Origin of the sequence: Streptomyces sp. NPDC101166, from assembly GCF_044768125.1 — a bacterium.
Lineage (GTDB): Bacteria > Actinomycetota > Actinomycetes > Streptomycetales > Streptomycetaceae > Streptomyces.
This window is the reverse complement of record NZ_JBIWPF010000396.1, coordinates 458-1,014: the sequence shown is the minus strand read 5'-3', so window position 1 is coordinate 1,014 and position 557 is coordinate 458. Positions and strand designations below refer to the sequence as shown.

Genomic DNA, 557 nt, shown 5'->3' with positions numbered 1-557 from the left:
AGCAGGGCGGTGGTGTGATCGCCCAGCCCGAGCAGCACACCGCCGAATCCGGTGATGATTCCGATGGCCGTCGGTAGCGACAGATAGCTGCGCACGGTGGTGGCGGTGCCGACGGTATTGACCCAGCCGAAGCCGAGCCCGCTGGCGTAGCTCACGGAAAGCGTGGTGACCACGGCTACGACGCCAAGTATCCCGCCGACAATGAGCACCGGTTTGAGTCCGCCGCCCCACCGTCGTGCCAGGGCCATGCCGACGAATCCCAGGCTCACCAGCGAGATGATCTTCACAGACGACGACAGCGTGATCAGTACGGCTCCGAAAATCAGCAGCGCCCAAGCCCTTTGATCGAAGTCGGGACAATCGTCGATGGCCCGCAAGCAGAACTCCAGCCCCGCCAGCATCAGTCCGAGCATCAGCGCGTCATTGTGCACCCCGCCGACCAGGTGGAACAGCACCAGCGGGTTCGCCGCGCCCAGCCACAGCGCGCTCACCGGCGCGACCCCGCAGCGGCGCGAGAGCCGCGGCAGCGCCCACACGATCAAGGCGACGCCCGCCAG

The 557-nt window shown here is 66.8% G+C and carries 1 protein-coding gene; it reads right to left on the bottom strand.

Annotated features, from left to right (window positions below):
• Positions 1-557: polyprenol phosphomannose-dependent alpha 1,6 mannosyltransferase MptB (mptB, locus tag ACIRS4_RS39385; protein ID WP_404205262.1), on the bottom strand; the 557-nt coding region annotated here is incomplete at both ends.